Genomic DNA, 24,434 nt, shown 5'->3' with positions numbered 1-24,434 from the left:
TGCCTATGGACCGTCCTGCAGGGGTGGTGTCGGGCGGATCAGGATTTCGTTGACGTCCACATGGGCCGGTTGCGACAGGGCATAGACCACCGCACGGCCGATGTCCTCCGGTTGCAGGGCGTAAGCCGGCGGCTCGTCGAACAGCGGCGTATCGACCATGCCCGGCTCGATCAGCGTGACCCGTACACCGCTGCCGCGCAGCTCCTCGCGCACGCTCAGGCCCATGCCGGTCACCGCCCATTTGCTGGCGCTGTACATCGAACCGGGAATGACGAAGCGCCCTGCCGCCGAGCCGGTGAGCAGCAGATGGCCGCGGCTGGCCTTCAGCGCGGCTAGCGTGCAGCGCAGCGTCAGCCCGACGCCGTAGACGTTGGTCAGCAGCATCTCCTTCCATACCGCCGGGTCGGCCGCGCTGAAGCCGCCTTCGCTGCCTGGTATGCCGGCGTTGGCGTAGACCGCATCGAGCTGGCCGAAGCGCTCCAGCACCTGCTGCACCATTGCCTGCTGTTCGGCGTAGTCGGTGACGTCGCAGCGGATGGCGATGGCGCGCTGCGGACCGATTTCATCAACCAGCCGCTGCAGCTTGTCCACCGAACGTGCGGCCAGTGCCAGGCGATAGCCGGCCTTGGCGGCCTGGCGCGCGGTGGCCGCACCGATCCCGGAAGAGGCGCCGGTGATCAACAGAACGGGATCGCTCATGCCGCCTCCTCAGTAGTTCGGAGTGGTTTCCGGAATGGCGCTGGCGTCGGTGATGAAGGGCATCGTCCAGGGCTCCAGGGTGCAGCCCTTGTCGATCAGCTCCTGGCGGGTCTGCTCGATGACCTGGGCCATGCGCAGCGGGTCGGCGTAGTCGCGCACCTGCGCCACCCGGGCGAGTTCTTCGCCGCTGCCGTTCATCACGGTGAAACCAAAGCTGTCGTCTTCGGGGTTGGCGCTGGTCACGCAGCCACAGGGCAGAAAGGCTTCCGAGGCCAATTGCATCGCGTTGTCCAGGCTCAGGGGCGTTGTAGTCATGATCGTCTCCGTTGCGTTGCCGTTGTCTGGAGTTGACCGCCATATGCCGGTGCCGTTTCCCCACAGCCGACCGGCTGTCGCTTGTGCAATGGCCGGCGCGGCACCATATTCATCCGCATGAGCATGCCTGCCCCCGATCCGCTGTGCCGCTTCCATCCCGCCGTGGCGGGCTGGTTTTCCCGCAGCTTTCCCGCCCCGACACCGGCTCAGGCAGCAGCCTGGCCGTTGGTACGCGCCGGTCGCTCGACCCTGGTCGCCGCGCCGACCGGTTCGGGCAAGACGCTGACCGCCTTTCTCGCTGCCATCGACGCGCTGGTGCAGCAGGGCCTGACCGAGGGCGGGCTGGTCGACGGCACCCAGGTGCTCTACGTGTCGCCGCTCAAGGCGCTGTCCAACGATATCCATATCAACCTCGAGCAACCGCTGGCCGGCATCGGCGCCGAGCTGCAACGGCTCGGCCTGCCGCCGGTGGACATTCGCACCGCTGTGCGCACCGGCGACACGCCGCAGGCCGAGCGCAACGCGATGCGCAAGCGGGTGCCGCACATCCTGGTCACCACGCCGGAATCGCTCTACGTGCTGCTCGGCTCCGAGTCCGGGCGGCAGATGCTGCGCGATGTGCGCAGCGTGATCGTCGACGAGATCCACGCCATCGCCGGCAACAAGCGCGGCAGCCACCTGGCGTTGTCGCTGGAGCGGCTGGAGGCGCTCTGCGAACGGCCGCTGGTGCGCGTCGGGTTGTCCGCCACACAGAAGCCCATAGACGCGGTTGCGCGCTTTCTGGTCGGAACCGAGCGTTCTTGCGAGATCGTCGATATCGGCCATGGCCGCGCCCGCGACCTGGCGCTGGAAGTCCCGCCGGTGCCGCTGGAAGCGGTAATGAGCAACGATGCCTGGGCGCTGGTCTACGACCGCCTGGCCACGCTGGCCGGCGAGCATCGGACCACCCTGGTGTTCGTCAACACGCGCCGCATGGCCGAGCGCACCACCCGCCATCTGGCCGAACGGCTGGGCGGCGCGGTGGTGGCGGCGCACCACGGCAGCCTGGCGCGCGAGCAGCGGCTGACGGCCGAGCAGAAGCTCAAACGCGGCGAACTGCGGGTGCTGGTGGCCACCGCCTCGCTGGAGCTGGGCATCGATATCGGCGACGTGGAACTGGTCTGCCAGCTCGGCTCGCCGCGCTCGATCGCCGCCTTCCTTCAACGAGTAGGACGCGCCGGTCACCAGGTGGCGGGCGTATCCAAGGGGCGCCTGTTTCCCAGCTCGCGTGATGACCTGATCGAATGCGCCGCGCTGCTCGATGCCGTGCGCCGCGGCGAACTGGACACGCTGAGAATTCCCCCGGCGCCGCTGGACGTGCTGGCCCAGCAGATCGTCGCCGAGGTATCCAGCCGTGAATGGCAGGAGGACGCGCTGCTGGCGCTGCTGCGCCGGGCGATGCCCTATGCGGTGCTGGATGACGACACTTATCAGGCGCTGCTGAGGATGCTCGCCGAAGGCTATACCACTCGCCATGGCGCGCGCGGCGCCTATCTGCATCGCGACCTGGCGACCCGCAGCCTGCGCGGCCGCCGCGGCGGGCGGCTGACCGCGCTGACCTCCGGCGGCACCATCGCCGACAACTCCGACTACGCCGTGCTGCTGGAGCCGCAGGGGCTGAACATCGGCACGGTGAACGAGGATTTCGCCGTGGAGAGCCTGGCCGGGGACGTGTTCCAGCTCGGCAACACCTCCTACCGCATTCTCAAGATCGAGGCGGGGCGGGTGCGCGTGGAGGACGCCCAGGGCATGCCGCCAAGCATCCCGTTCTGGCTCGGCGAAGCGCCAGGGCGCAGCGACGAGCTGTCCTTCGCGGTCGCCCGCCTGCGCGGGGAAATCGACCAGCGCCTGGCCAGCGCCGAGTCGCAAGCGGCCGAACGCCTGCAGCCGGTGATCGATTGGCTCGCCGATACCCCGGGCATCCCACGCGAAGCCGCGCAGCAGATCGTCGAATACCTGTCCCGAGCGCGTTCGGCGCTGGGCGCGTTGCCGACCCAGCGGCGGCTGATCATGGAACGCTTCTTCGATGAGTCCGGCGGCACCCAGCTGGTGATCCACTCGCCCTATGGCAGCCGCATCAACCGTGCCTGGGGCCTGGCGCTGCGCAAGCGCTTCTGCCGCACCTTCAACTTCGAGCTGCAGGCGGCAGCCACCGAGGACGCGATCATCCTCTCGCTGTCGACCAGTCACAGCTTCGCGCTGGATGAGGTCTGGCGCTACCTGCATTCGGCCAGTGCCGAACAGGTGCTGATCCAGGCGCTGCTCGACGCGCCGCTGTTCGGCGTGCGCTGGCGCTGGATCGCCACTACCGCGCTGGCCCTGCCGCGCATGGCCGGCGGGCGCAAGGTGGCGCCGCAGCTGCAGCGGATGAAAAGCGAAGACCTGCTGGCCACGGTGTTCCCCGATCAGGTGGCCTGCCTGGAGAACATCGTGGGTGAACGGGAGATTCCCGACCACCCGCTGGTGCGCCAGACCCTCGACGACTGCCTGCACGAGGCCATGGACAGCGAGGGTTGGCTGGCGCTGCTGCGGCGCATGGAGAGCGGAGAAGTCGAGCTGCTGACACGTGACCTGCCGGCGCCGTCGCCACTGGCCATGGAAATCCTCGGCGCGCGCCCCTACGCCTTTCTCGACGACGCCCCGTTGGAAGAGCGACGCACCCAGGCGGTGCTCGCCCGTCGCTGGAGCGATCCGGAATCGGCCGACGACCTTGGCGCGCTGGACCCCGAGGCGATAGCGGCGGTGGGGGCGGAGGCCTGGCCGGAGGCGCGCAACAGCGACGAGCTGCACGAGGCGCTGACGGCGCTGGGCTGCATCGCCGAGGCCGAGGCGGCGGGGCAGCCGCACTGGCTGCAATGGCTCGCCGAGCTGGCCCGCGCGGGGCGGGCGACACGCCTGCAGGTGGCTCACGACCGCGCGCTCTGGACCCCGCTGGAGCGCCTGGCCTGGCTGCGTTCGATCTATCCGCAGGCGGCCTGCGAGCCGTGTCTGCCATTGCCGGCCGGCTATGACCAGCTGCTCGACGAAGAAGAGGCGCTGGTGGAACTGATCCGCGCCCGCCTGAGCGGTTTCGCGCCGCTGCCGGTGCCGCTGATCGCTCGGCCGCTGGCCCTGCCGGCCTCGGCGGTGGCGCTGGCGCTGACCCGCCTGGAGGCCCAGGGCTATGTGCTGCGCGGGCGCTTCAGCCCAGGAGCGAGCGAGGACGAGTGGTGCGAGCGGCACCTGCTGGCGCGCATCCATCGCTACACGGTCAAGCTCCTGCGCCGCGAGATCGAGCCGGTGGAGCTTGCCGACTGCATGCGCTTTCTCGCCGACTGGCAGCATCTGTCGGCGGGCACCCGCATGCAGGGGCGCGAGGCGCTGGGCACTCTGGTCGAGCAGCTGGAAGGCTTCCAGGCGGCAGCGACGGCCTGGGAAAGCGATTTGCTGCCGGCCCGTCTGAAGGATTACGGCAGCACCTGGCTGGATGAGCTGTGCCGCTCCGGTCGCATTGTCTGGACGCGGCTGTGCGGGCGTCTCAAGGCCAGCGGCGGGCCGGTACGTGGCACGCCCATCGTACTGTTGCCGCGGCGCCAGCTCGGTGCCTGGCATGCATTGGCCAGCGACGCGCCCGCGCCGGAACTGTCATCGCGGGCGCAGCGCGTGTTCGATTGCCTGCAGACCCATGGCGCGCTGTTCTTCGACGAACTGCAGTACGATGCCCATCTGCTGCGCAGCGAGCTGGAGGACGCCCTGGGCGAACTGGTGGCAGTCGGGCTGGTGAACGCCGACAGCTTCGCCGGCCTGCGTGCGCTGCTGACGCCGGCCAGCAAGCGTTCGCGCACGGCGCGGCGAACCCTCGGAGGCGCCTTCATCGGCGGCATGGCCGATGCGGGCCGCTGGGCGCTGGTGCGCAAACCCGCCGAGGGCGAGGAAACGACCGGCCGCTCCGGCTTTTCGGCTGAGGCGCTGGAGCACATTGCCCGCGTGCTGCTGCGCCGTTACGGCGTGGTGTTCTGGCGACTGCTGGCGCGCGAGGCGGACTGGCTGCCGCCCTGGCGCGAGCTGTTGCGGGTCTACCACCGGCTGGAAGCGCGTGGCGAGATCCGCGGCGGGCGTTTCGTCGCAGGCGTGGCGGGCGAGCAGTTCGCCCTGCCGGAAGCGCTGGCGCTGTTGCGCGAGGTGCGAAAGCGGCCGTTGGCAGGCGAGCTGCTGGCGGTCTCGGCGGTCGATCCGCTGAATCAGTTGGGGACGCTGTTGCCGGGCAGCAAGGTGCCGGCGCTGCCGGGCAACCGCATCCTCTACCGCGATGGCGTGCCGCTGGCGGTGCTGGTGGCGGGCAAGCCGCAGTGGTTGCTCGAACTCGACGAGCCGGCGCAGCGCGAAGCCCTGCGCCGGCTGACCTCGACAGGACGCTGAGACCCGTTCGTCAGCCGGCCTGGGCCAGGCACTTCAGACTGCCGAAGTCGCTCTGCAGCTGCGTCAGCCGTCCGCTCAGATGGTCGCGCTGGCTGTCGTCGGCCAGGCGATGGAGGTCGGCCACCAATTCCAGACCGGCCTGTTCTGCGCGTTGCAGCGCGGCGCGGTCGTCTTCGTTGAGCAGCGCTTCGCGATCCTGCAAGAGCCGAGCGATACGCCTATCGAAATCGGCGCCGTGGCGCTGCTCGACGGCGGCCAGCAGCATCGTCTGCCATTGCTCGCGGTTGCGCAGCCAGCGGCTATTCTGCTCGCTCAGTGTGTGCGCCCAGGCCAGCACTCGCTGGCGCTGCTGCGCGTTCAATGGGCCGAACCAGTACTGCAGGCGGTCCTGCATGCGCTCGGCGCGCTCGCGGATCTGCTGTTCCAGCGGCGGCTCGAGGTATTTCTCGCGGTGCTCGCGGCGGTTCTCGTCCAACGCTTCGCGCAGTTCCTCGACTTGCGCGTCGTTCAATGCTCGCAGCAGATCGGTGGCGGTCGGCGTGACCTCCACGGCGATGCTGTGCATGGCATCGCGTACGCCGCGGTAGTGCGGCTCCAGATCGCTCGGCTCGAGTGGGCCGTCGGCACTGCTGTGCTCCAGCCGGTCGAGCCTGGCAAGGAGTTCCGGCAGTTGGGTGCTGCAGTGCCAGGCCAGGTGCTCGCGTAGCCGTCCGCGCAGTTCGCGCTGTTGGGTGCGGTCCAGATCCAGATAGTCGTTGAGCGTCCAGGGGATCAGCGTGTCGAGGTTGCGATAGACCAGCGTGGCGCGACTGCAGCCCGCCAGCAGCGTCGCGATCAGCAGCGTTAGCACAAGCAGTCGGGTGGTACGCATCCTCGGTTCCTCGCGGTCGGCGCCTTTTCCGTAGAGCCAAGGCGCTGGCGGTGGTTCGATCGAAGGTGGATCTGCTTGCCGTGGGCGAGCAAAGTCGGCCATGCCGTGGTCTTCAGAATAAGCGCCCGCCGCGTAGCGCGCGGCGGTGCACATTCCTACAGCAGTGGAGAGCAGCCATGAGCACTCAGATCAAGCATCTCAGCGGCGACGACGTACCCAAGGCCTGGCGCCCGACCTGGGCGGTGTGCTGGGTCGTGGAGCTGGACGGCACGATCATCGGTGGACCCTATGGCTCCGAGCAGGAAGCCCGTGCGGTGGCTGACGGCGAGCAGGAGCCACGCATCTTGCAGACCCCTGCACCGTAAGCGGCGCCGTCTGAGCGGCGCGACAAGTGTCAATGACGGGTCAGCGGGCCTGCTCCAGGCAATGCTGCGGACAGGGGGCCTGATATTCGGCGGCAGGCGGCGGCGGGGCGACCAGCTGGTCGACCAGTTCCAGCGACTTTTCGAACGACGGGTAACCGCTGCGCGCGACATCAAGCTCGCCATAGGCCTGGCGGTAGCCCTCGGCCCTTTCCGGATCGGCTTCGGCGAGCAGGTAGGGTTCCTGATAGATCTTGTAGAGCAACGCCACCGCATGGGGATGACCCTTGCGCTTGGCCTGCTCCAGCAGTTGCAGCACTTCGGACGGTTCCGGGCCCTGGCGGATCAGTAGCAGCGCCTGGTAGAACTCGGTTTCACCCCGCCGGTCGAGGCGCGCGCTGCGATCGAGCAGGGCCTGCGCCAGCTCGTAGCCATCCTCGTTGCCGACCGAGATCAGGATCTTCGCCTGCATCAGGTCGTTCTGGTAAAGCAGGCGCTCGGCTCGACAGCTGTTGCTCCAGACGCGATCGCAGGACTGGCTGGCGCAGCCGCCGAGGGCCAAAAACAGGCCGAACAGCAATGCCTTTTTCATGGCTGAATTGGTACTCCGTTCTCTTTTCGCCAGTATGCGGTGTGCCAGCTTCGATTCGCCAGTGGCGCTTACGTTCGCTCAGTATCTGGAGCAGGGCGCGCTCATCTCGTGCAGGCCGTAGCGCCTGAGCAGCTTGAGCCAGCGTGCGCTGTGGGGCAGGTCGGCAATCATCTGCTGCATGAATTGCGTGGTTTCGGCGGGCAGGCTGGCAGTCATCAGCAGATGGCGATCGAAGACATAGAGCGGCTTGGGCGAGACGTACAGCTGGTCCGCCGATGTCTCGGTCAGGCTATAGAACAGGCGGGAAGAGCGTGGCATGAGCACCACATCGATGCGCTCGGAGAGGAGCTTGTTCAGGTTCTGCAGGTCGCTGTGCACGTCTTCGCGGCGGATCAATCCCTTGTCGATGTCGGGCTGCAACTCGCGGTAGCGGTGACCGAGGATGCCGCCCAGACGCTTGCCGTGCAGTGAGCGTGGCCCATCGTAGTCGACCGGTGCGTCACGGCGGGAAACGAAATCCTGGATGTCGCAGAGCAGCGGAGGCGTCCAGCTGGCGCCGGTGGTCAGGTGCTCGGGAAAGAATTCCGGTGTGGCCCAGAGCAGGATGCCTGGCTCGTTGGCGGCGAGCCGGGCGTCGAGGCGCTTGCGTGGCAGCTGACTCAGGCGAAACTCGAAACGATCCTGATTGCTCGGGTGTTCATTGAGCAGCTCTACCAGCGCCTCGGAGAGCCCGCGGCCCTGCCCGGAGGCGAACGGGGGAGAGGGCTGGTACGCCCAGACGGCGACGGGCTCGGCTGCCAGTGCCGGAGCTGAAAAGCAGATCAACAGCCAGAGCAGAAGAGTCCGCATCACGATCCTGTGTTCGGGTGAGATGTCGTGGCGATTTGCCGCGATACGCGGCAAAGACTGGTTCACAGTTGCCCGTTAGGCAAGTGCGCTCCGCCGACCGGCGCTGCGGGCCGGCTCGGGCCGAGGCGTCAGAAGCGTTCGTGCTCGCCGAGGAAGCGCCAGTTCCCCACCGGCAGCTTGGCCATCGACAGCCGGCCGATGCGGATGCGCTTGCTGGCGATGACGCGCAGGCCGATGGCCTCGCAGAGCATGCGAACATCGCCCGGCGCGGGCTCCTTGACCACCACGCGCAGGCGGCTCTCGCTCTGCCAGCTGACCTTGGCCTTGGGCAGGATCTTGCCACGATGACCGATGCCCTTGGCCAGCAGCGCCAGGCCGCCTTCTTCGGCCTCGCCGGTGACTTCGACGATGTACTCCTGCTCCGGTTTGTCCCGTGCACCGGTCAGCACACGGATCACTTCGCGCTGCTGAGTGAAGATCGCCAGGCCGCTGGCGTCATCATCCAGCGGCAGCAGATGGTGTTGCCGCAGCAGGTGACGTTGCAGTGGCTCGATGCGGTTGGGATCGTCCTGCCAGTGTTCGCGATCCAGCAGCACCTGACGGATGCGTTCCGCCTCGACACCGATCGCCAGGCCGGCCGGCTTGTGCAGCAACAGGGTAACGGGGGCGACTTCGCGGGCAGTGGCGCCTGCCTTCAGCTCGATGCGCTGTTCGGGCCCGACCTTGACGAAGGGCGCTTCGATCAGCTCACCGTCGACGGTGACCCAGCCGCCCTCGACATACAGCTCGGCCTCGCGCCGGGAACAGCCGAATTGCTCGGCGACGCGTTTGGCAAGGCGCACGGGGTCGGTCATGGGATGCTCGAAAAGGATCAGGAGGGAGGCAGAACGCGGCGAGCCATGGAACGGCTCGCCGAAAGCGGTTCGGATCAGTCGATCACTTCTTGCTGATGGTGATCTGGCGGGACGGGCCTTGGGTCTGGCCGCTCACGCCATTGGGGATGGTCTGGATTTCGCCGCCAGCCTTGAGAAAGGCTGCCATCTGTGCGGCAAGGGATTGGCTGGTTTCGGTAGCAGGTTCGGGCTTGCGCTTGGCGGTGGTGGTCTTGGTGGCCATGGATCGCTTTTCCTTCAATCAGTCGAACCGGGCATTATACAGATTTGATCAAATTTTGTTCAGCTTTTTACAGGTGGTCATTTCCTGAAGCGTTTTCGCAACGCTTGCCGCGCCGCGCTGGTCTTCAATAGAGCGTTGTGGCGCGGAGCTTGCCGCGTCAGGCCACTTGGGAGGAACGCCATGTATCGTCACGTCATTCGCTCCGCGCTGTTCGGCGTCGGTTGTGCGTTTTCGCTCCAGCTCGTCGCCGAGCCGCAGGAATATCCCAGCGAGGCTGGCACGGTCAGGGTGAAAGAAATCATCACCGGTCTGGAGAACCCGTGGGGATTGGCCTTTCTGCCGGACGGCAAGCGAATGCTGGTGACCGAACGGCCGGGGCATCTGCGTCTAGTCGATCTGGATGGCCATCTTTCCGAGCCGCTGGCCGGGGTGCCGGATGTATTCGCCCGCTCGCAGGGTGGCTTGCTGGACGTGCGGTTGTCGCCGGACTTTCAGACCGACCGGCTGGTGTATCTCAGCTATGCCGAAGCCGGCGAACAGGGCATGGCCGGAACAGCCGTAGGGCGCGGTAGGCTCAGTGAGGATCTGTCCCGGCTGGAGAACTTCGAGGTGATCTTCCGCCAGCAGCCGAAGCTGTCCAGTGGTGTGCATTTCGGCTCGCGGCTGGTGTTCGATGGCGACGGCCATCTATTCGTCGCCCTGGGTGAGAACAATCAGCGCTCCACTGCGCAGGACCTCGACAAGCACCAGGGCAAGGTGGTGCGCATCCGGCCCGACGGCAGTGTGCCGCAAGACAACCCCTACGTCGGCCAGGATGGTGCGCGGCCGGAAATCTGGTCCTATGGCCACCGCAATCAGCAGGGCGCTGCACTCAACCCCTGGAGCGGAGTGCTCTGGACCCACGAGCACGGCCCGCGGGGCGGCGACGAGATCAACATTCCGCAAGCCGGCAAGAACTATGGCTGGCCGCTGGCGACCCATGGCATCAACTACAGCATGCTGCCGATCCCCGAAGCCAAGGGCAAAACCGTGCCTGGCACCGAGCCGCCGCATCACGTCTGGACGAAATCTCCCGGCGTCAGTGGCATGGCGTTCTATGACGCCGAGCGTTTCCCGGCCTGGCAGCACAGCCTGTTCATCGGTGCTCTGGTGGATCAGTCACTGATCCGTCTGCGCCTGGACGGCGATCGCATCGTCGGTGAGGAGCGTCTGCTCAAGGACATGGGCGCGCGCATACGCGATGTCCGCGTCGGGCCGGATGGCTTTCTCTACCTGCTCACCGATGCCGGTAATGGCAAGCTGCTGCAGGTCGGGCTCGAATCCCGCTGACGTCTCTGATCGACATGGCCGTGGTGGCTGACCGCGGTCGATGCAGCGATCTTCGATCGGCGCGGAGCATTCCCGCGCATTGCCTGTCCCACTTTTCAGGCGGCCGCTGATGGCGGCCCCCTGAACGGGGTTGTACGGGTTCGATAACAAGATCGAGGGAGAAATGCCGTGGCTGTGGTCATCAGCGGATTGTTCTGCATCGTCATCGGCTTGGCGCTGGCTGCCGGCGGCGCGAAAGTCATCAGTCTCGGAGGCACCTGGTATTTCGCGGTCGTGGCTGGCGGTTTTCTGCTGACGGGCGTCCTCCTGCTGATGCGCAGACGCGCGGCGTTGTGGGTCTATGCACTGCTCATGCTCGGGGCGCTCGGCTGGGCACTGTACGAGGTGGGCCCCGACTGGTGGCAGCTGGCTCCTCGCGGCAGCATCATCGCGCCGCTCGGGTTGTGGCTGCTCATGCCTTGGGTTGTGCAGCGACTGGGCTGGCAGCATTTCGGCTGGGGTGCGTGGGGTGGTGCTGCACTGCCGTTGCTGCTGGCGGTGCTGCTGTGGGGCGGTACGGCGGTCTATGCAATCGGCCACGACAGCCATGACATCAAGGGCATGCTGCCGCCACCGTTGGCAGAAGCGCCCGCTACCGACAGCGTGCCGGCCGGCGACTGGCATGCCTATGGGCGCACGCAGCATGGCCAGCGCTACTCGCCGCTGGCGCAGATCACGCCAGCCAATGTCGAGCGTCTGGAGCCGGTGTGGCATTACCATACCGGTGACCTGCGCGGCCCCGAAGATCCGAACGAGACCACCTACGAAGTCACGCCGCTGAAGATCGATGACAGCCTGTACCTGTGCACGCCGCACAACTTCGTCATCGCACTGGACGCCGAGACCGGACAGGAACGCTGGCGCTTCGATCCCAAGGTGCCGCATTCGGTCAACCGCCAGCATCTGACCTGTCGTGGGCTGTCCTACCACGCCGCGCCGGCCGGCAACGAGGCGCAGAGCTGTCGCCAGCGGCTGTTCATGCCCACCGCCGACGCGCGGCTGATCGCCCTGGATGCCAAGACCGGTGAGATCTGTCCCGGTTTTGGCGATAACGGTGAGGTGGACCTGTGGGCCAATATGCCCCACGTCAAGGAGGGCTTCTACTACTCGACCTCGCCGCCAGTGGTGGCGCGTGACCTGGTCATCATCGGCGGGGCAGTAAACGACAATGTTCGCGCCAATGAGCCTTCCGGAGTGATCCGTGCCTATGACGTCTACACCGGCGAGCTGAAGTGGAACTGGGACCCCGGCAATCCAGACGAGACCGCGCCCATTGCAGCGGGTGAAACCTACAGCGCCAGCAGCCCGAACAGCTGGAGCATTTCCAGTGCAGACGAGGCGCTGGGTTTGATCTACGTGCCGCTGGGCAATCAGGTGCCCGATCAATGGGGTGGTCGACGGAGCGAGAACAGCGAACGCTTTTCTTCTTCGATCGTTGCGCTGGACCTGGAGAGCGGCGAGCTGCGCTGGGTGTTCCAGACCGTGCGACATGATCTGTGGGACATGGACGTGCCGGCGCAGCCGAGCCTGGTCGATATCCAGACCGAAGAGGGCCTGGTCCCGGCGCTGGTGGCGCCGACCAAGCAGGGCGACATCTATGTGCTGGACCGTCGCACCGGCGAGCCGATCCTGCCGGTACGCGAGGTGCCGGCGCCGCAGGGCGCGGCCGAGGGCGACTGGGTCGCCAAGACGCAGCCGGCCTCGGCGCTGTCCTACGAGCCGCCGAAGCTGCAGGGCAAGGACCTGTGGGGCGCGACGCTGATCGATCAGATGATGTGCCATATCCAGTTCCACTCCCTGCGCTACGAAGGGCGCTACACACCACCCTCCACTCAGGGCACGCTGGTGCATCCGGGCAATTTCGGCGTGTTCAACTGGGGTGGGGTAGCGGTCGATCCGGTGCGGCAGATGGTGTTCAGCGCGCCGGCCTATCTGGCATTCACTTCCCGCCTGATTCCGCGCGAGGACGCCGAGACGACTTACGTGTCCGATGAGGAGCCATTCCTCAACGAGAATTTCGGCTCGCCCTTCGCCGTTGAGCTGAAGGCTTTCGTATCGCCCATTGGCCTGCCATGTACCGCGCCGCCGTGGGGCTACGTGGCCGGCGCCGATCTGCGTACCGGCAAGACGCATTGGCTGCGCAAGAACGGCACGGTGCGCGATCGTGCGCCGATCCCGCTGCCGTTCAAGATGGGCGTGCCGAGCCTTGGCGGACCAATGCTCACCGCCGGGGGTGTGGCGTTCTTGAGCGGCACGCTGGACTACTACCTGCGTGCTTACGATGTCAGCACCGGCCGCGAACTCTGGAAAGCGCGTCTACCAGCCGGCGGTCAGGCCACGCCGATGACCTACGAGAGCCGCTCGGGTCGGCAGATGGTGGTGGTGGTCGCCGGCGGACATGGCTCGCTGGGCACCAAAGCCGGTGATTCGGTGATCGCCTATGCATTGCCACGCTGACAGGCGCTAGAATCGCCGCCTTTATATTCGGGACCGCCCACATGGCCGCCATCGGACGCTACAACAGCCTGCAGATCGTCAAGCACACCGGTTTCGGCCTCTATCTCGACGGCGGCCCGGACGGCGAAATCCTGCTGCCCAACCGTTACATCCCCAAGGACACACCGACCGAGGTGGATGACTGGCTGAACGTCTTCATCTACCTCGACAGCGAGGACAAGCTGATCGCCACCACCGAAAAGCCCAAGGTGCAGGTCGGTGAATTCGCCAGTCTGAAGGTGGCGGAGATCAACCGCGTTGGCCTGTTCCTCGACTGGGGCCTGCCCAAGGATCTGCTCTTGCCGCATTCGGAGGAGAAGCGGCCGCTGCAGGTCGGTGATTACTGCGTGGTCTACGTTTACGTCGACAAGCGCACCCGGCGTATTACCGCCACGGCACGCCTGGATCGCTACCTGGACAAGACCGCGGCGAATTACAAGGTAGGAGAGGCGGTGGACCTGCTGATCGTCGAGGCGACCGATCTTGGTTTTAAGGCGATCATCAACGGCCAGCACTGGGGGCTTATCCACAAGAACGAGGTATTCAAGTTTCTCCGTGGAGGCATGCGCGAGCGTGGCTATATCAAGGAGCTGCGGCCCGACGGCAAGATCAGCCTGAGCCTGCAGCCGGTGGGTAGTGAAGCGACCGATGCGCTGCAGGCGCTGATTCTGCAGAAACTGGAGGAAAACCAGGGCTCGCTGGATGTCAGTGACAAGAGTCCGGCCGAGGAAATTGTCCGCCGCTTCGGCGTCAGCAAGGGCAACTTCAAGAAGGCCATCGGTGGTCTTTACAAGCAGGGCCGCATCGTCATCCACCCCGATCGCATCGAACGCGCCTGAGCCAACCCCATAGCCGGGTGGTCGCAGTGACCACCCAGCGGCTGCTACAGAACCAGACTGATCTGCCCGCTGCCGACTTCCTTTCTCAACGACTCGCCTTTGCCCTCCGCATAGCTCAGCTGCCCGTCGACCAGGCGGGCAGGGGCGGTGAACGGGTGGGCGGCCGGCGGCTTCTCGTCCTGGATATGCAGGACTTCGATACCGCGCATTTTCAACACGTCCGAGACCAGCGAACGATGGCAGCGCCACCAGAGCACCTCGGCGCACATCATCGCCGTGCGTCGTTGCGCCGCCATTTCCAGTAGGCGCTGCAGGCCGCGGTCGAATTCATCGCTGCGCAGATGGTCGGCATAGCCGCGAAACGAGCTGTTGCGCCAGGCCAGGTTTGGCGAATCCTTCAGAGGCCGCCGTCTGCCGCCCAGTTCCTCGATCCATTGATAGTGCAGCCCGTGCGCTTCCAGACCTTCGCGCAGGGCTGCCTCGCCGAACTGCGGCAAGCGCCTTGAGCCGGGAAAGCGGCGGACGTCGGCGATGGCCTCGATCTGATGGTGGCGCAGTAGCTCGACCAGCTGCTCCAGCGAGCGCGTCGAGTGGCCGATGGTCCACACCGTGGCTGGCTGAACCATGCCTCAGCTCAGCTTCCTGAGCGCCGACTCTTTATGCATTGCGACATGGTCGGTCTTGTCGCTCTTGATCTCGTATTGCGGCGCGTCCGGGCTGGCGCGCCGTGTGCGGCCCATGAATTCGGTGTCTGCCGTGTGCACTCGGGTGATGTGACCGCTGACCCGTCCTGCTTCCGAATTCCAGCTGACGTGATCGCCCACTTTGTACTTCTGGCTCATGGTGCCTCCGTTTCGTCGTTCGGTAAGGCTTCCGACAGCCATCAGCCGACGAAGATCGGTTGTTTCCGGCACTTGGTTTTTTATCCGACACGAAGGGCTGTTTTGCTTCTCCGCTATATACCGTTCGTCGGCAAGCTTTGATAGCGGTTAATCCCTCTAGCGACCACCAAAGTTCAAAAAGCCGACGCTCATTTTGGCGCCAGGTAACCAACTAGGGCGGTTAAACGTAATATCAATTCGACAGCTATCGCCATATGAGTAATGGCAACTTAATGTTATTTGCAGGTTGTGGCGATTTTCTGGCGATCTATTACTGACAAAAAAATTTCCATTAATTTTTCGAACCTATTATAAAGCCGCCACGCAAGACGATTTGCCGGTTTGTTCAGGGGGTGGACGGCGGGAAATTTCTTGTTGAACGGTTCGTTTGTTGTGACACCGCGGCACTCCTCAAGAGCAACGCCCCACGACTTATCGACCTCCCGTTTCTTTTTGAAGGCTCCGCCTTTGAAGCAGTAAGTTCCGGAGAGACTCAATGTCCACCAACCTGTTTTTCGGTGCCCGCAAGGCACTCGTCGCTTCCATCGCCGCCGCTGTTCTTCTGGGTGGTACCGCCGTTGTAACCACGCCTTATGCCGCTGCAGCAACGGTTGCTGCCGTATCGGTTTCCGCCAAGATCAACGCGTTCACCAACACCGATTGGCTGAACGGTGTCTGGCGCACCGGCGCCGGCTTCTCGATTCCTGCCACCTCGGCGAACCGCTCCGCGTTCGTGGCCGGCGTTTCGGTACGACTGGCGGACGGTCAGGTTCGCAAGATCAGCCGCGCGCAGATCGTCGGCAGCAACATGAGCGTCTTCCTGGAAGGTGCAAAGCTGGACGGCAACAAGGTTGGTGCACCGCAGGTGGTCACCATCGGTAGTACGGCCGTAACGGCACCGGTAACTTCCACCACTCCGGTCACTTCACCGACTACCGTCACCGCGCACTCGACCAGCATCAACGCGTTCACCAATACCGATTGGCTCAATGGCGTATGGCGCAAGTCGCCGGGCTTCTCCATTCCGGCAAGTGATGCCAACAAGGCTGCTTTCAAAGTTGGAGCGACAGCCAAGCTGGCAGATGGCCAGGTTCGCAAAGTTACCCAGGTACAAGTTGTCGGCGCCAATATGAGCGTCTATCTAGAAGGTGCAGCAGTTAACGGAAGTGTCGTCGGTGCACCGAACAAGTTGTCGCTGGCTACAACTTCCACTACCAGCCCGGCTCCGGCCCCCACTGCTCCGACCACTTCGGTCATCGCCACCAGCAACCTGAACAACTACACCAACACCCATTGGCTCAACGGTATGTTCCGTACTGCTGCCGGCTTCTCCATCCAGGCAAGCAGCGCCAACGTGGCAGCATTCAAGACGGGCGCGTTGGTGAAGCTCGCTGACGGCCAGACTCGCAAGGTGCTGCGCACTCAAGTGGTGGGCAGCAACATGAGCGTTTTCCTCGACGGTGCGGTGATCAACGGCGCGACCCTGGGCTATCCGAAGACCATCTCGGTGGTCAGCACATCGACCAGCGCTCCTTCGTCTCCTGCTCTGACTACTCCGCCAGTAGAAGCCGCCCCGGCTCCGGCACCGGCGCCCACCGCACCTGACACCACCAACGGCAAGCCGCTGCTGGTCGGCGTCAACCTGTCCGGCGCGGGCTTCGGTCCCTCGGTTGTTCCTGGCAAGCACGGCACCAACTACACCTATCCGGCCGAGTCGTACTACAAGAAGTACTCCGACCTGGGCATGCCGCTGGTTCGCCTGCCGTTCCTCTGGGAGCGAATCCAGCCCAAGCTGAACTCGCCGCTGAATGCCGAGGAGCTCGCCCGTCTGAAGCAGTCGCTGGACTTCGCGCAGAAGCACAACGTCAAGGTGATTCTCGACCTGCACAACTACTACCGTTACTACGGCAAGCTGATCGGCTCCAAAGAAGTACCCATCAGTTCCTTCGCCGCGGTGTGGAAGCAGATCGTGCAGCAGGTGGTCAATCATCCTGCCGTCGAGGGCTACGGTCTGATGAACGAGCCGCACTCCACCAACGGGCTCTGGCCGCAAGCTGCCCTGGCCGCTGCTCAGGCAATCCGCACCGTCGACTCCAAGCGCTGGATCTACGTAGCGGGCGATCGCTGGTCGAGCGCCTTCCACTGGCCGCACTACAACACCCAGCTGGTCAGCAACCCGTGGATGCGTGATCCGAAGAACAACCTGGTGTACGAAGCACACATGTACGTGGACAAGGATTTCTCCGGCAACTACTTCGACAAGACCGAGCAGTTCGACCCGATGGTTGGTGTCAATCGCGTCAAGCCCTTCGTCGACTGGCTCAAGCAGCACAAACTGCGCGGCTACATCGGTGAGCATGGCGTACCGGATTTCTCGCCCTCGGCCATCGTTGCAACCGATAACCTGCTGGCCTACCTGCGTCAGAACTGCATCCCGAGCACCTACTGGGCTGCCGGTCCCTGGTGGGGCGAGTACGCCATGTCCCTGGACGTGAGCAGTGGCAAGTACCGTCCGCAGCTGCCGGTTCTGCAGAAGCACGCCAAAGCCGCAAACAGCTGCACCAGCATCGGTCCGCTGTAACACCGCGAACCAGCGATACCAGAACGGGCCTTCGGGCCCGTTTCTGTTTTTCTGGCGTATAGAACCGCACTGCACTTCGTCGGCCCGCCGTTGCGACGGTCCCGGCTTATGAACTGACCACACGGTCATGACGTTCCGGTTCCTGCCGTTTCGCCTGTTCTCCCCGATCACGCCTGCAGCCCAGCAGCCATGCTGGCTGCGCCTGCGCATCAGGCGATAAGCCAGCATTTCAGCATTGAAGCTACCCCTCCGCTGGCGGCGGGCATCCCCGGCGATGCTGGCGCCAAAGTCTTGAACCATCCAGCCAGAGCGACGGAACTCGAAATAGGGGGTCCGGTCACCATTTATGTGCGCACCGAAACATGCACGGCAGCGGCAACCCCGTCGTCGTGCTACGGACCGTGGTCATCCGGCCAAATCCTCTGACCCTATAAAAGGTGGACAACATGACGACACCCGACGAAGAGATCACAGGTTACGGCGGCCAAGCCGGGACCAGCTCGCCGCAGACAGGCAGTTCCTCCGGCCAGCCATCCATGCACAGCGACCGTTCCGCTCAGGCCGGAAATGGCAGTGACGTGAAGGCCAAGGCACGCGAGGCCGGTGAGCAGATCAAGAACCAGGGCAAGGCGCAGCTTGATAGCTATCGCGGCACCGCCGCCGACGAGCTCGAGAAGATCGCGCAGAGTGCCAAGGCGGCTGCCTCCGAGCTGGAAAGCCAGGATCGCGCCGGCCTGTCGCACTATGTCTCCGACGTGGCTCAAGGCATGGTCGACTTTGCTGACAATCTGCGTGGCAAGAGCGTCGATGAGCTGGTCGGCGAGGTCAACCGGCTCGCCCGGAGCAATCCGGCCCTTTTCATCGCCGGCAGCGTTGCGCTGGGCTTTGGTCTGACACGCTTCGCCCGCGCCTCGAGCCATCGTTCGGAAAAAACCGCCGCTCGCGAACCCACCACTGACTACGGCCATTCGGATGCGGCGCGACCGCATCCGTCGTCGCCGCTGGGCGTCCCGGCCGATGTGACGGCTGAAACCCTGCCCAGCCAGTCCGAGCTGGATTCGCGTCTTTCCAGCGGAGCCCCGGGTGGCACGGTTGGCAGCGTCAGCAACGCAGACATGCCGACGACCCCGGGCAGTACCAACGGCCTTGGCAACAACGGAAAAGGCACAACCGGAGGGCTAAATCGATGAACGAACAACGCAACCTCAATACGTCCTACGAGACGGGCCATCCGGACCAGGACAGCTCGGTGGGCGGGCTGCTGCGCCAGCTGACCCGTGAAGTGCCATCCCTGTTCACCAAGGAACTGGCTCTGGCGAAGGCCGAACTGAGCGAGTCCATGCGAGCCACCAAGGCCGGCGCGGCGAGCGTGGCCACCGGCGGCGCGGTCCTGCTGGCAGGATTCATCATCCTGCTGATGTCGGCGGTCTACTTCCTCAGCACCCTGATGGAGCCCTGGTTGGCAGCCCTCATCGTAGGGGGCGTAGTGGTCGTCATCGGGCTGATCATGGTGTCGGCGGGCAAGAAGAAGTTCGAAGCTTCATCCTTCAAGCCCGACCGCACCATCCATTCGCTGCACAAGGATAAAGAAGTCGTCAGGGGGCACGCATGAGCACGCACAATCAGGTAGACGTCGAAGCACGCAAGGACCCGGACACGCTGGAGCGCGAGATCGACCAGCAGCGGGCGGAGATCGGCAACATCGTCCATGCCCTGGAAAGCAAGCTGTCGCCGGGGCAGATGATCGACACCGCGCTGGGCTATGCCAAGGGCGGTGGCGGCGAATTTCTGCACAATCTCAGTGATACGGTGAAGGCCAATCCGGTGCCGACGTTGCTGACCGGGATCGGCCTGGCCTGGCTGATGGCGGGGCAGAACCGCCGTCCGGATTACAGCGCCGGTACATCGACCGGTCCTTCGATGACCGACAAGCTCTCGGCCAAGGCCTCCGGGCTGAAGCAGCAGGGCAACGGCATCAAGGACAAGGCTGCGCAGATGCGCCACGATGCTTCCACCACCCTGGGCAACGCTCGCCATCGGGTAAGCGACAGCAGCCGGCAGGCCGCCGACAGCCTGCGGCATACGGCGGATCGGGCACGCGGCGGCTTCTCGCAGTTGCTCAACGAGCAACCACTGGCGCTCGGCGCGATGGGTATCGCCCTGGGAGCGCTGCTCGCGGCGACCGTACCGCCGACCCGGCGCGAAGACGAGCTGATGGGCCAGTCCAGCGACCAGCTGACCGACCGGCTCAAGCACAAGGCGAAGGAAGGCTATGAAGTGGCCAGTGCCGAGGGCCAGCAGCTGGCCGGACAGGTCAAGCACGACCTTGAGCGCGATCACGGTCAGCCCGCTTCGCGACCACACTGACGTACGAGCCGGAGGCAAGGGTTTGATGCGGCCGGGCTTGAGTCCGACCGCAGAACCCCCGATAATCCGCCGCCTGGCGCCGGTGTAGCTCAGTAGGTAGAGCAGCGCATTCGTAATGCGAAGGTCGCAGGTTCGACTCCTGTCTCCGGCACCAATGAAATCAAAGGGTTAGCTTCGGCTAGCCCTTTTGTTTTTGGGCCGGTGTCCCCGAAGTGTCCCTTTCTTGTCCCAGCAACGCGAGCGGTGAGTGGGTGAGGGCGGTCGCGAAGTGATCCGACGCTAGGTGCGAGTACCGCATCGTCATCTTGATATCCCCGTGCCCCAGGATTCGTTGCAGCGTGAGAATGTTGCCGCCCTGCATCATGTAGTGGCTGGCAAAGGTGTGCCGCAGGATGTGGGTCAGCTGGCCGGGTGTGTGCAGGCCGGTGCGTTCGTAGGCTTTGCGGAACGCCGATCGACAGGAGCTGAACAGCCGGCCCGATCCTGGGTAGCCACGCTCAAGCATCAGGTCCACTAGATCATCCGGTACGGGGATGGTCCGCACGCGGCCATTCTTCGTTCTGGCGAAGCGAACTTGCCCGTTCAGCAGTTGGTTTCGGGTGATCGATTCCGCTTCATCCCATCGAGCACCAGTAGCCAGACAGAGCTTGGCGACGGGCAGGGTGTGGCTATTGGTCGACGCGGCGCATTCATCCAGCACCAACCGGCACTCGTCCAGGGTGAGGTAGGTCAGCTCGGTTTCATCGACACGCAGTTGCCGCAGCTTGGCGACCGGGTTGGCTTCATGCCAGACGCCCAGGCGGATCAGCTCGTTGAACACGGCTTTTAGGTAGCGATGCTTATGGTTCACCGTTGCCGGGGTGCAGCTCTTGAGGCGTTCGGCCCGGTAGCGGCTGAAATCCAGAGCGGTAAAGCTGGAGGCAATCGGGTTGCCCAGGGCATCGACTATCGCCAGGGTGCGTCCGTAGCGCTTCTGGTCCTTGAGCGTGGCGCCATGCAATTCGTACCAGACCTGCACCAGATCGGCGAGGCGTTCGCCCGGGGCGCGGCCCCGATGCCCTTTGGCTGGTAAGCGGAAAGACCGCGCCTGAGTCGGGCCAGATCAGCTCGGCCAACGCCGAAGCGGACCTAAAGTTGGCAGAACAAAACGCGGGCAGCAAATAACAGCGGAAGCGGCTCGGAGGTGGGTTTGGCGAAGGAATGAGCGTGCGTAGGTAGGTGCGGAGCAGAGTTTTTACGTTTTTATCAGCGGGCCGCTTTATACCGAAGCGGTAATGATCGCTCCTGGGGAACGATCACTCTTAAAATATCAATGTCGACTTAACTATTTGTGCCTTTCGGTTGCTCTTAGCGCTTCAGCGATGCCAGGCATTGTTGGGCCTGAGTCTGAAGATAATAGGCCAGTCTCAGATCTGCTAAATAATGCTTGAAGTACTATATCCCGAGAGGATTGGTCGATAGCGCTTTTCTCGCTGAGAGCGAGATATAAGTAGGTTAACTGTTCTCTCTCCTCAGCGTCTCGCATTAGATGAAATGAGCTGAAAGTCATTTTTGCAAGTGTGCGCGCTAAAAAGGCGAAAGTGGCGATAATCGAGCCGAAAATAACGACGCCTTGTATGGTGTTAAGCTTAAGGTCGATTTCTTTCCCTTGAAGCCATCCTGTAAAGAAATCATGCGCATATATCAATCCGAGCAAGATTGATGCGATTAATGCGAGGGACCATAGTCCACCTTGAATCCCATATTTTCTTGCGGCGTTTCGCCAATATAAAGCTGGCTTTTCAAGCCTAAGTTTTTCTTGATATAAGGTTTCAAGTTCAAGGATTCTTGCCTTGCAAGTTTCCATGTAGTCCGTAAATTTATCGCGCTGCTCACCAAGTTGAGTTGATCGATCCTGCTCGCTTTCGGTTTTCCATTGTTCCCAATCGTTTTTCTCTGTGTCGAGCCATTCCTTAAATTGCCTTTTAAACTCCTCCGTTTGTCCAACGAGCTCTGAAGTAGTGGTATCTAGTGTGGTTCTAAGCTGGGAGAGTGATTTTCTTTCTGCGGTTCTTCGCTTAGGAAGGTCCGAGTCTTGGTTTAAGAATTCGTATGCCAGTGTTGTTCCGATGAAACCATAATAATTGCTGGTTTCGCCAGCTTGTTTATTCAATATAAAGTTTATGAATGCTGTCGCTGCGCTGATTCCATAGTGAGAATAGCAGTCGACGTATTTGTTTGCATATGCGTGGCCGCTCCAAAGCCAACGGTTTTCTAATCCACTCCACGGACCAGCTTTAAGGTTTCTGATTTCTTGTTGTGATTTTGCATCGTCCCAATGGTGAGTGTCGTTGTTCCATTGTTCGACAATCTTTAGTCCCTGCTCAAGGATAGTGCTGGCATTGATGAATATATGTGGATTGCGAGCTGCTTGATCAGTTGGTCGATTACGGCGCCAGAACTCTACCTCGGCTTTGATAAAGTTCAGTAGTTCTTTGGTGTTGGTAAAGGTCCAGGATTTTTTTGAGGCATCGGAAATGGTGATTTTAATGTCTTTGCTCAAGGATTTTACCTCCATGTGCTTTATGCGGGCTATCAGTCCGCAATTCCTGCTGATTTATTTTGAGGAAAAGGGGGCAGATTTATTTTCTGTTGGAGACGTGTTACGGGTAGATACTCTGGAAATCTGCAACGGTAAATCCATTCAATCGCTTGTTTCCTACCAATATAACGGGCACGCCATTGCCGCCAATCGCATCATAGGCTCTGCGGGCGTTCTGGTTTTTCTCGATATCGTGTTCAACAAAGCTGATGCCGTTGCGCTGGAAATACTGGCGGGCCTGCTTGCAGTAGCCGCACCAGACTGCTGAATACATGACGACGCGTCGCGATGCCGTGCCTTGGGCTGGCGTGAAGGATTCGTAGCTGGCGCTTTCGTAGGAGTTGATCTTGAGCGAGAGCTGCTCGGCTTGATCCTTGTCCTTTGGATTGTCGCCGAAGTGGACGCGCCCATTCTCATCCGTCCACTTGTAGATTTCCGCAGAGCAGATCAGTGGCAGGGTGGCGATCAGGGCAAGGAGAAATTTAGTCATGGGCAGCTTCCATGCTGGGGTGGGCGTGCTGGGATGTCCCAGGAACGCCACGACTAAGGCAGAAGGGGAGCCCCACTTCCGACCTCAAAACACAATGTACCGGATACTAGCCAATAGCGGGTACGTATAGAAGGCCCGTATTTACAGGCTCCCAGCTTCAGCCGAGGGAGGTGACGTAGGCAGGTAAGCCCACAGCTGAATATCAGGAGCCGTCATAGATATCCAGCGAAAGTGATATGCCTCGGTCGGCTAGGCGCTTTAGCGTTGAAGGATGAATGTCCAATCCCTCGTTACTCTCCCGCAGGAACAAGCCGCAGAAGAGGTCACAGCTGTAGGACTCTGATAGCTTGCTCCAGATATCGAGGTCATCTGTGAGCTGATCAAGTATCTCTTTTGCTTGACCATCAATATCCTCAGGCTCATGAGCTCGAGCGGACAGCGACCAATGACCTGATTTTCTTGTTACGGTCCTACCTGTGGCTTTGATTGTGTATATCTCGCCTTTGGCATACATCGTTGTCCCTTCTCGGCCGAGTAGCTTCGATACCTCCGAGGGATTCAGGCTGTCGCCGATTATTCTCAGTGACGCCTTTGAGCGGCTGACGTGTGCCATGAGGTGCTTCTCGCTATCTGACTGATGAGCCGACTCGTGATGCTTGTTGTGTGGCGAGCAGCTTCGGATTGGGGAAGTGTCCCCTTGCGCCCCAAAAAATCCAAGTAGCGGATATTAACCAACAAATAGTGCTAGCTGACCGCCCGATTTTACTGGCTTCCAGCTTCTGCCGAGGGAAGTGGCGCTTATTCGTAATGCGAAGGTCGCAGGTTCGACTCCTGTCTCCGGCACCAATGAAATCAAAGGGTTAGCTTCGGCTAGCCCTTTTTCATTTAGGGCTGTGTCCCCGAAGTGTCCCTTGACATCCCTTCATACCAGTTGGCCGCCTCCAATTGTCTGAAGAGCTTCGTAGCCTTCGGCTCGATTCGGGTGACGTTGCAGAAGTGCGTACCGCCCTTCGATATGTCCACGGTACGTAGTTCTCCCGCCCATTCGTAAACATCTTCGAAGAGAGTGCGGTGGATCCGTTGCAGATAGGTGAGATAGTAGGGAGGAAGGACGAAGTCAATGGAGCCTGCAGCGATTTCGGAAAGCGTGCGCTCAGCAGCGTGAAGCGCTTGGTCATCGGTCAGGTCTAGGCGGTTGCGTAGAACCGTGGTGCCTGGATAGCAGAGAGGATCCTGACCGACACCGTACTTATCGAGCATCAGGCCTGCCGAGCGCGCAAGGCTCCCAGGGCAGCTTCGCGAGTTGGGAGTTTGCGTTTAGCGTCAGCTGGTGTGGTATCGAAGCCTTCCAGGCGCAGGCTGGCGGCATAGTTCGATTGGCGGACCTTCGCGTAGTAGGCCTTCTTCTTTTCCAAGGTCAGATCGGGCATAGCTAAAACCTCGCTCGCGGTGTGCGGCTCATTATCGCGGAATAGCGGATGCTAATTCGCAGCGTCTTGCCGGTCCTTCTGGCCGAGCAACGCCAATGGCGAATAACTAAGCACAGTCGCGAAGAGATCCGGCGCCAGTAGGGGAGGCGAGGCGCAGCCA

At 62.7% G+C, this 24,434-nt stretch carries 22 protein-coding genes, 1 tRNA gene and 2 pseudogenes; 10 read left to right on the top strand and 15 right to left on the bottom strand.

Features of this window, described 5'->3' with window-relative positions; genetic code table 11:
- Nucleotides 1–3 precede the first annotated feature (3 nt).
- Nucleotides 4–699, bottom strand: a complete 696-nt coding sequence (locus tag ACX1DW_RS09780; RefSeq protein ID WP_458993300.1) for an SDR family oxidoreductase — start codon at nucleotides 697–699, stop codon at nucleotides 4–6.
- A 9-nt stretch (nucleotides 700–708) separates the two neighbouring features.
- Complete coding sequence (locus tag ACX1DW_RS09775; protein ID WP_013982271.1) at nucleotides 709–1,014, bottom strand: hypothetical protein; 306 nt, start codon at nucleotides 1,012–1,014, stop codon at nucleotides 709–711.
- A 117-nt stretch (nucleotides 1,015–1,131) separates the two neighbouring features.
- On the opposite strand from ACX1DW_RS09775, the gene ACX1DW_RS09770 reads away from it, so the two are divergent.
- On the top strand, nucleotides 1,132–5,451 hold the full coding sequence (locus tag ACX1DW_RS09770; RefSeq protein ID WP_458993299.1) for a DEAD/DEAH box helicase: 4,320 nt from the start codon (nucleotides 1,132–1,134) through the stop codon (nucleotides 5,449–5,451).
- Nucleotides 5,452–5,461: 10 nt separating this feature from the next.
- Here the strand turns inward: ACX1DW_RS09770 and ACX1DW_RS09765 are convergent, their stop codons facing one another.
- The gene (locus tag ACX1DW_RS09765; RefSeq protein WP_458993298.1) at nucleotides 5,462–6,322 is read right to left on the bottom strand and encodes a DUF6279 family lipoprotein; all 861 of its coding nucleotides are present in this window, start codon (nucleotides 6,320–6,322) and stop codon (nucleotides 5,462–5,464) included.
- 176 nt (nucleotides 6,323–6,498) lie between these two features.
- Here ACX1DW_RS09765 and ACX1DW_RS09760 point away from each other — a divergent pair, with 176 nt between their 5' ends.
- A complete protein-coding gene (locus ACX1DW_RS09760; RefSeq protein WP_063541407.1) occupies nucleotides 6,499–6,687 on the top strand; it encodes a hypothetical protein in 189 nt (62 codons plus the stop codon).
- Between the two features lie 40 nt (nucleotides 6,688–6,727).
- Here the strand turns inward: ACX1DW_RS09760 and ACX1DW_RS09755 are convergent, their stop codons facing one another.
- From ACX1DW_RS09755 to ACX1DW_RS09740, 4 genes are all read right to left on the bottom strand, one after another.
- Nucleotides 6,728–7,276, bottom strand: a complete 549-nt coding sequence (locus ACX1DW_RS09755; protein ID WP_458993297.1) for a hypothetical protein — start codon at nucleotides 7,274–7,276, stop codon at nucleotides 6,728–6,730.
- 78 nt (nucleotides 7,277–7,354) lie between these two features.
- Nucleotides 7,355–8,125, bottom strand: coding sequence for a PAAT family amino acid ABC transporter substrate-binding protein (locus tag ACX1DW_RS09750; protein WP_458993296.1), 771 nt, complete (start codon nucleotides 8,123–8,125; stop codon nucleotides 7,355–7,357).
- Nucleotides 8,126–8,253: 128 nt separating this feature from the next.
- Nucleotides 8,254–8,979: an RNA pseudouridine synthase gene (locus ACX1DW_RS09745; protein ID WP_458993295.1), complete on the bottom strand. Its 726-nt coding sequence runs from the start codon at nucleotides 8,977–8,979 to the stop codon at nucleotides 8,254–8,256.
- Between the two features lie 82 nt (nucleotides 8,980–9,061).
- The gene (locus ACX1DW_RS09740) at nucleotides 9,062–9,241 is read right to left on the bottom strand and encodes a hypothetical protein (RefSeq protein ID WP_267932459.1); all 180 of its coding nucleotides are present in this window, start codon (nucleotides 9,239–9,241) and stop codon (nucleotides 9,062–9,064) included.
- Nucleotides 9,242–9,421: 180 nt separating this feature from the next.
- Here ACX1DW_RS09740 and ACX1DW_RS09735 point away from each other — a divergent pair, with 180 nt between their 5' ends.
- The 3 genes from ACX1DW_RS09735 (at nucleotide 9,422) to ACX1DW_RS09725 (ending at nucleotide 13,944) form a co-directional block, all read left to right on the top strand.
- Nucleotides 9,422–10,570: a PQQ-dependent sugar dehydrogenase gene (locus ACX1DW_RS09735; RefSeq protein WP_458993294.1), complete on the top strand. Its 1,149-nt coding sequence runs from the start codon at nucleotides 9,422–9,424 to the stop codon at nucleotides 10,568–10,570.
- Nucleotides 10,571–10,738: 168 nt separating this feature from the next.
- Complete coding sequence (locus ACX1DW_RS09730) at nucleotides 10,739–13,066, top strand: glucose/quinate/shikimate family membrane-bound PQQ-dependent dehydrogenase (RefSeq protein WP_458993293.1); 2,328 nt, start codon at nucleotides 10,739–10,741, stop codon at nucleotides 13,064–13,066.
- A 41-nt stretch (nucleotides 13,067–13,107) separates the two neighbouring features.
- Complete coding sequence (locus ACX1DW_RS09725; RefSeq protein WP_458993292.1) at nucleotides 13,108–13,944, top strand: CvfB family protein; 837 nt, start codon at nucleotides 13,108–13,110, stop codon at nucleotides 13,942–13,944.
- Nucleotides 13,945–13,988: 44 nt separating this feature from the next.
- Here ACX1DW_RS09725 and ACX1DW_RS09720 read toward each other — a convergent pair whose 3' ends face one another.
- Nucleotides 13,989–14,570, bottom strand: a complete 582-nt coding sequence (locus ACX1DW_RS09720; protein WP_458993291.1) for a DUF488 domain-containing protein — start codon at nucleotides 14,568–14,570, stop codon at nucleotides 13,989–13,991.
- Between the two features lie 3 nt (nucleotides 14,571–14,573).
- On the bottom strand, nucleotides 14,574–14,786 hold the full coding sequence (locus ACX1DW_RS09715) for a hypervirulence associated TUDOR domain-containing protein (protein ID WP_063541423.1): 213 nt from the start codon (nucleotides 14,784–14,786) through the stop codon (nucleotides 14,574–14,576).
- A gap of 535 nt (nucleotides 14,787–15,321) precedes the next feature.
- On the opposite strand from ACX1DW_RS09715, the gene ACX1DW_RS09710 reads away from it, so the two are divergent.
- The 5 genes from ACX1DW_RS09710 to ACX1DW_RS09690 all read left to right on the top strand — a co-directional run bounded on the left by ACX1DW_RS09710 (nucleotide 15,322) and on the right by ACX1DW_RS09690 (nucleotide 19,927).
- Nucleotides 15,322–17,406: a glycoside hydrolase family 5 protein gene (locus ACX1DW_RS09710; RefSeq protein WP_458993290.1), complete on the top strand. Its 2,085-nt coding sequence runs from the start codon at nucleotides 15,322–15,324 to the stop codon at nucleotides 17,404–17,406.
- A 446-nt stretch (nucleotides 17,407–17,852) separates the two neighbouring features.
- The gene (locus tag ACX1DW_RS09705) at nucleotides 17,853–18,596 is read left to right on the top strand and encodes a hypothetical protein (protein ID WP_200596693.1); all 744 of its coding nucleotides are present in this window, start codon (nucleotides 17,853–17,855) and stop codon (nucleotides 18,594–18,596) included.
- Nucleotides 18,593–19,018, top strand: a complete 426-nt coding sequence (locus ACX1DW_RS09700; protein WP_270052860.1) for a phage holin family protein — start codon at nucleotides 18,593–18,595, stop codon at nucleotides 19,016–19,018. The genes ACX1DW_RS09705 and ACX1DW_RS09700 overlap by 4 nt, the downstream gene beginning before the upstream one ends.
- Complete coding sequence (locus ACX1DW_RS09695) at nucleotides 19,015–19,773, top strand: DUF3618 domain-containing protein (protein WP_253747865.1); 759 nt, start codon at nucleotides 19,015–19,017, stop codon at nucleotides 19,771–19,773. The genes ACX1DW_RS09700 and ACX1DW_RS09695 overlap by 4 nt, the downstream gene beginning before the upstream one ends.
- A gap of 78 nt (nucleotides 19,774–19,851) precedes the next feature.
- Nucleotides 19,852–19,927, top strand: a tRNA-Thr gene (locus ACX1DW_RS09690).
- Nucleotides 19,928–19,951: 24 nt separating this feature from the next.
- Here the strand turns inward: ACX1DW_RS09690 and ACX1DW_RS09685 are convergent.
- From ACX1DW_RS09685 to ACX1DW_RS09660, 6 genes and pseudogenes are all read right to left on the bottom strand, one after another.
- Nucleotides 19,952–20,830: pseudogene (locus ACX1DW_RS09685) on the bottom strand (phage integrase); the annotation flags it as partial.
- Nucleotides 20,831–21,097: 267 nt separating this feature from the next.
- Nucleotides 21,098–22,315 carry a DUF6161 domain-containing protein gene (locus tag ACX1DW_RS09680; RefSeq protein WP_162621584.1) on the bottom strand — a complete coding sequence of 406 codons (1,218 nt, stop codon included), beginning with the start codon at nucleotides 22,313–22,315 and terminating at the stop codon, nucleotides 21,098–21,100.
- A 100-nt stretch (nucleotides 22,316–22,415) separates the two neighbouring features.
- Nucleotides 22,416–22,844: a glutaredoxin family protein gene (locus ACX1DW_RS09675; RefSeq protein WP_200599868.1), complete on the bottom strand. Its 429-nt coding sequence runs from the start codon at nucleotides 22,842–22,844 to the stop codon at nucleotides 22,416–22,418.
- Between the two features lie 202 nt (nucleotides 22,845–23,046).
- The gene (locus ACX1DW_RS09670) at nucleotides 23,047–23,457 is read right to left on the bottom strand and encodes a DUF4279 domain-containing protein (RefSeq protein WP_200599866.1); all 411 of its coding nucleotides are present in this window, start codon (nucleotides 23,455–23,457) and stop codon (nucleotides 23,047–23,049) included.
- Nucleotides 23,458–23,753: 296 nt separating this feature from the next.
- Nucleotides 23,754–24,104 (bottom strand): annotated as a pseudogene (locus tag ACX1DW_RS09665) (Fic/DOC family protein); the annotation flags it as partial.
- Nucleotides 24,104–24,274, bottom strand: coding sequence for a YhfG family protein (locus ACX1DW_RS09660; RefSeq protein WP_200594994.1), 171 nt, complete (start codon nucleotides 24,272–24,274; stop codon nucleotides 24,104–24,106). The gene ACX1DW_RS09660 and the pseudogene ACX1DW_RS09665, both read right to left, overlap by 1 nt.
- Nucleotides 24,275–24,434: the final 160 nt, after the last annotated feature.

The sequence above is a fragment of the Stutzerimonas sp. KH-1 genome, from assembly GCF_054483855.1.
The sequence above is the reverse complement of the archived record's forward strand: the minus strand, read 5'-3'. Positions and strand labels throughout refer to the sequence as shown.

Excerpts from the sequence above, each read along its gene's own strand:
- ACX1DW_RS09780 (WP_458993300.1), bottom strand. The coding sequence starts at position 699 with ATGAGCGATCCCGTTCTGTTGATCACCGGCGCCTCTTCCGGGATCGGT.
- ACX1DW_RS09775 (WP_013982271.1), bottom strand. The coding sequence starts at position 1,014 with ATGACTACAACGCCCCTGAGCCTGGACAACGCGATGCAATTGGCCTCG.
- ACX1DW_RS09770 (WP_458993299.1), top strand. The coding sequence starts at position 1,132 with ATGAGCATGCCTGCCCCCGATCCGCTGTGCCGCTTCCATCCCGCCGTG.
- ACX1DW_RS09765 (WP_458993298.1), bottom strand. The coding sequence starts at position 6,322 with ATGCGTACCACCCGACTGCTTGTGCTAACGCTGCTGATCGCGACGCTG.
- ACX1DW_RS09760 (WP_063541407.1), top strand. The coding sequence starts at position 6,499 with ATGAGCACTCAGATCAAGCATCTCAGCGGCGACGACGTACCCAAGGCC.
- ACX1DW_RS09755 (WP_458993297.1), bottom strand. The coding sequence starts at position 7,276 with ATGAAAAAGGCATTGCTGTTCGGCCTGTTTTTGGCCCTCGGCGGCTGC.
- ACX1DW_RS09750 (WP_458993296.1), bottom strand. The coding sequence starts at position 8,125 with ATGCGGACTCTTCTGCTCTGGCTGTTGATCTGCTTTTCAGCTCCGGCA.
- ACX1DW_RS09745 (WP_458993295.1), bottom strand. The coding sequence starts at position 8,979 with ATGACCGACCCCGTGCGCCTTGCCAAACGCGTCGCCGAGCAATTCGGC.
- ACX1DW_RS09740 (WP_267932459.1), bottom strand. The coding sequence starts at position 9,241 with ATGGCCACCAAGACCACCACCGCCAAGCGCAAGCCCGAACCTGCTACC.
- ACX1DW_RS09735 (WP_458993294.1), top strand. The coding sequence starts at position 9,422 with ATGTATCGTCACGTCATTCGCTCCGCGCTGTTCGGCGTCGGTTGTGCG.
- ACX1DW_RS09725 (WP_458993292.1), top strand. The coding sequence starts at position 13,108 with ATGGCCGCCATCGGACGCTACAACAGCCTGCAGATCGTCAAGCACACC.
- ACX1DW_RS09720 (WP_458993291.1), bottom strand. The coding sequence starts at position 14,570 with ATGGTTCAGCCAGCCACGGTGTGGACCATCGGCCACTCGACGCGCTCG.
- ACX1DW_RS09715 (WP_063541423.1), bottom strand. The coding sequence starts at position 14,786 with ATGAGCCAGAAGTACAAAGTGGGCGATCACGTCAGCTGGAATTCGGAA.
- ACX1DW_RS09710 (WP_458993290.1), top strand. The coding sequence starts at position 15,322 with ATGTCCACCAACCTGTTTTTCGGTGCCCGCAAGGCACTCGTCGCTTCC.
- ACX1DW_RS09705 (WP_200596693.1), top strand. The coding sequence starts at position 17,853 with ATGACGACACCCGACGAAGAGATCACAGGTTACGGCGGCCAAGCCGGG.
- ACX1DW_RS09700 (WP_270052860.1), top strand. The coding sequence starts at position 18,593 with ATGAACGAACAACGCAACCTCAATACGTCCTACGAGACGGGCCATCCG.
- ACX1DW_RS09695 (WP_253747865.1), top strand. The coding sequence starts at position 19,015 with ATGAGCACGCACAATCAGGTAGACGTCGAAGCACGCAAGGACCCGGAC.
- ACX1DW_RS09675 (WP_200599868.1), bottom strand. The coding sequence starts at position 22,844 with ATGACTAAATTTCTCCTTGCCCTGATCGCCACCCTGCCACTGATCTGC.
- ACX1DW_RS09670 (WP_200599866.1), bottom strand. The coding sequence starts at position 23,457 with ATGGCACACGTCAGCCGCTCAAAGGCGTCACTGAGAATAATCGGCGAC.
- ACX1DW_RS09660 (WP_200594994.1), bottom strand. The coding sequence starts at position 24,274 with ATGCCCGATCTGACCTTGGAAAAGAAGAAGGCCTACTACGCGAAGGTC.